We start from the raw sequence: 2524 nt of genomic DNA on the forward strand, positions 1-2524 counted from the left end.
TGCGGGCATCGCTGGTGTTCCTTCCAGGTTTCGATGTATCCATCAAACCCGGTGCGGGACAGGCCGTGTCGCGGTGGAGGTCCCCGGGCACACGAAAACCGCACCGGATTGAAACGATGGCCATACTCGGCCCGGTTCCGATGGTCTGGTCCGGTACCCGAACACCCAAACCGCACCGAATTGAATCCGGCCCAATACGTCAGAAACCAGATACTCAGTCGAAGACCAGAATTGGGTGTCAGCGCGGCGGTGGGGTGGTGGTCAGTTCGCCGCACTTGGGGCACCAGCGGCTCTTGACTCGGAACGAGAACAGGCCAGCGAGGTAGCCGATTAGCGCGGCGCTCGTCAACGCGCAGATGTCCATTATCCTCTGCCTTCTCTACGGATGAGGATGGTGGGGTCGGGCCGGTGGTTGCAGCCACCGGCCCGACCTCCGAGGGTCCGCCGGGTCACCCAAGCGGGACGGAAGGACCGGAGCGCGCGGCCGTACGACGCCCGTCGGCGTTGGCGTTGGGCACCAGTGACCGGCCATGGAGCCGGGGCACCGTACGACGTAACCGCCCGAGCCAGTTCCGGCCACTTGGCCCACACGGATGACGGAACGCCCGGCCAGAAATTGGCCCGGGTTCGGTCACTCCCGGCAGTAGTTACGACTCGTACTCGTACAGCGCCGTTCGGCCCTCCCCGCGGTCGCGCTCGGAGAGGGTCAGCAGCTTCACGGAGACCGCGATGCGCTGCCCCGTCCCGCCGGAACCCGCGTCACACCACACCTCCACCGTGTCCGTCTTCGGCAGCTCACGCGGGCCGATCACCGGGATCGTCACGACGTACACCCTCCGCTCGAACCAGTGGGATCGAACCGGGCGAGCACGGCGGCCCGCTGCCGGCGAGACAGCTCCGGGTTGTGTGCCCACGTAGACAGCAGACGTTCGGCGCTGGGCCGGTCAGTGGCCTCGAACGCCCGGAGCGCGTTCTCCACCCGGTCGATGACAGGGCTCTTGCCGGGCGGGTAGAGCGCCATTAGCCGGGCGGGTGCGGGTTCGTCTGGTGGGGCGGGGAAACTGTTCATCGGGTCGGACCTCCTGTGTCCGATCAAGGCCTCGGGTTGGCGTGTCCGCGCCGCTCGGGCCCGCCTTGTCTGGCCAAGGGTGGGTACGTGGATCGTCCAGCGAACTCCAGGGCTCACCACCGACCCCCGTTCCGGGCTTGCCGACCGGGCTCCGGATCACCCGATGCCGGCGGCGGGTCGTCGAACCGGCAGCCGATGTGCCGTTGCCGCCACTGCCGCAGTCCTTCCCGGAGCCGTTCGGACTCGGTCCGAGCGGCATCGCTCTGTCGGACCAGCCGATCCAGCTCGTCGGCGAGAAGCCCCAGATAGACGTACACCTCGTCGGGGTCCAGCCCACGCCACCGCGACCCGAACCGGACCGCCCTGACCTGGTGCGGTTCGAGCTGATGCCTCACGCCCTCGAACACTGCAACCCCGATCCCGCGTCTCCCGGTCCCTGCAGGCACACGCGAATCATGAGCCACACTTGCAGGAGTAGTCGATAGGGTAGGCCTGATTGGGTAGACCCGAAGATGCCTACCGTTCGGCTCATGACCGGAGGACCGGGCGAGTTGATCGGTCCGTACGAGATCGCCGAGTACCTCGGCGTGTCTCGGCAGCGGTTCCAACAGATCGCTCGCCGACCCGGCTTTCCGAAGCCCTACCAGGAGCTACGTGGCATGAAGGTGTACCTCGCTGCCGAGATCACCGAGTGGGCGAAGCACAACCGGCCGCCGCGCCCGGACGCCGACGAGTAGCCTTCTCCGCCCTCCGAGTCGGCAGCGCGGACCCGACCGACTCGGGCGATGTACTGATCTACGTCCTTCCATGTACGTCGCAACCTGTCGACGGCGCGCGCCGCCGCGTCACACACCCGACACTCGGCCAACCGGCTCGGCATGTGCCCGGCGACCGTCTCCCGCGCCTGGGCCAGCACATCCGCGTCCGGCCGGTTCCGCATCGCCGCCGCCACCGCACCCAAGGGCGTCCGCTGCGGGTCTTCGCCAGGTGCCGCCGCCACTCCACGCGCGGCCAGCAACCGGAAACGCGGATCACGCCCGATGTCCGTCTGCCCCGGCGTCCGTCGCGGCAACGGCGGCCGGTCCGGCGTCGGACCCGCGTTGACCATGGGCTGTCGGGTCCGCTGGCACCTGTTGTCGGGAACCTGGTTCCTGTTCAAGCTTCTCTCCTTCGCGGGGAGGACCGTCGGAAATCGCCTTCGGCCGGAGAAGTGCGTGTCGACCGAGACTGCGAAGCGGTGCGGCCGGCGGTTGCGTTTCGTGCCTTCGAAATCAGTCACGGACGGCCGGACCGGGAGGACAACCGGAGGACTCCATCTGGTCTGGCTGCGACTACAGAAACTAGACGAGTAGTTCCGAAGTGAGGGGTCGATGTCCGGGCATGAGGAGAGGGCGTCCAAGATCATGTTGTGACGCAAGACCTGGACACCCTCTTGACCGCACTGTACGTGAAGAT

The 2524-nt window shown here is 67.2% G+C and carries 4 protein-coding genes; 1 reads left to right on the plus strand and 3 read right to left on the minus strand.

Annotated elements, in window-relative coordinates:
• Window positions 1-647 precede the first annotated feature (647 nt).
• The 3 genes from ACFHWT_RS31130 to ACFHWT_RS31140 form a co-directional block, all read right to left on the minus strand.
• Window positions 648-824, minus strand: a complete 177-nt coding sequence (locus tag ACFHWT_RS31130; protein WP_416598241.1) for a hypothetical protein — start codon at window positions 822-824, stop codon at window positions 648-650.
• Complete coding sequence (locus ACFHWT_RS31135; RefSeq protein WP_416598243.1) at window positions 821-1069, minus strand: hypothetical protein; 249 nt, start codon at window positions 1067-1069, stop codon at window positions 821-823. The genes ACFHWT_RS31130 and ACFHWT_RS31135 overlap by 4 nt, the downstream gene beginning before the upstream one ends.
• Window positions 1070-1182: 113 nt before the next feature.
• The gene (locus ACFHWT_RS31140; protein ID WP_416598245.1) at window positions 1183-1464 is read right to left on the minus strand and encodes a DivIVA domain-containing protein; all 282 of its coding nucleotides are present in this window, start codon (window positions 1462-1464) and stop codon (window positions 1183-1185) included.
• A gap of 135 nt (window positions 1465-1599) precedes the next feature.
• Between ACFHWT_RS31140 and ACFHWT_RS31145 the strand changes: the two genes are divergently transcribed.
• Entirely contained in the window at window positions 1600-1806 is a 207-nt protein-coding gene (locus ACFHWT_RS31145) for a helix-turn-helix transcriptional regulator (RefSeq protein WP_416598247.1), read from the plus strand.
• Window positions 1807-2524: the final 718 nt, after the last annotated feature.

Origin of the sequence: Micromonospora sp. LOL_021, from assembly GCF_048060215.1 — a bacterium.
Classification (GTDB): Bacteria; Actinomycetota; Actinomycetes; order Mycobacteriales; family Micromonosporaceae; genus Micromonospora_E.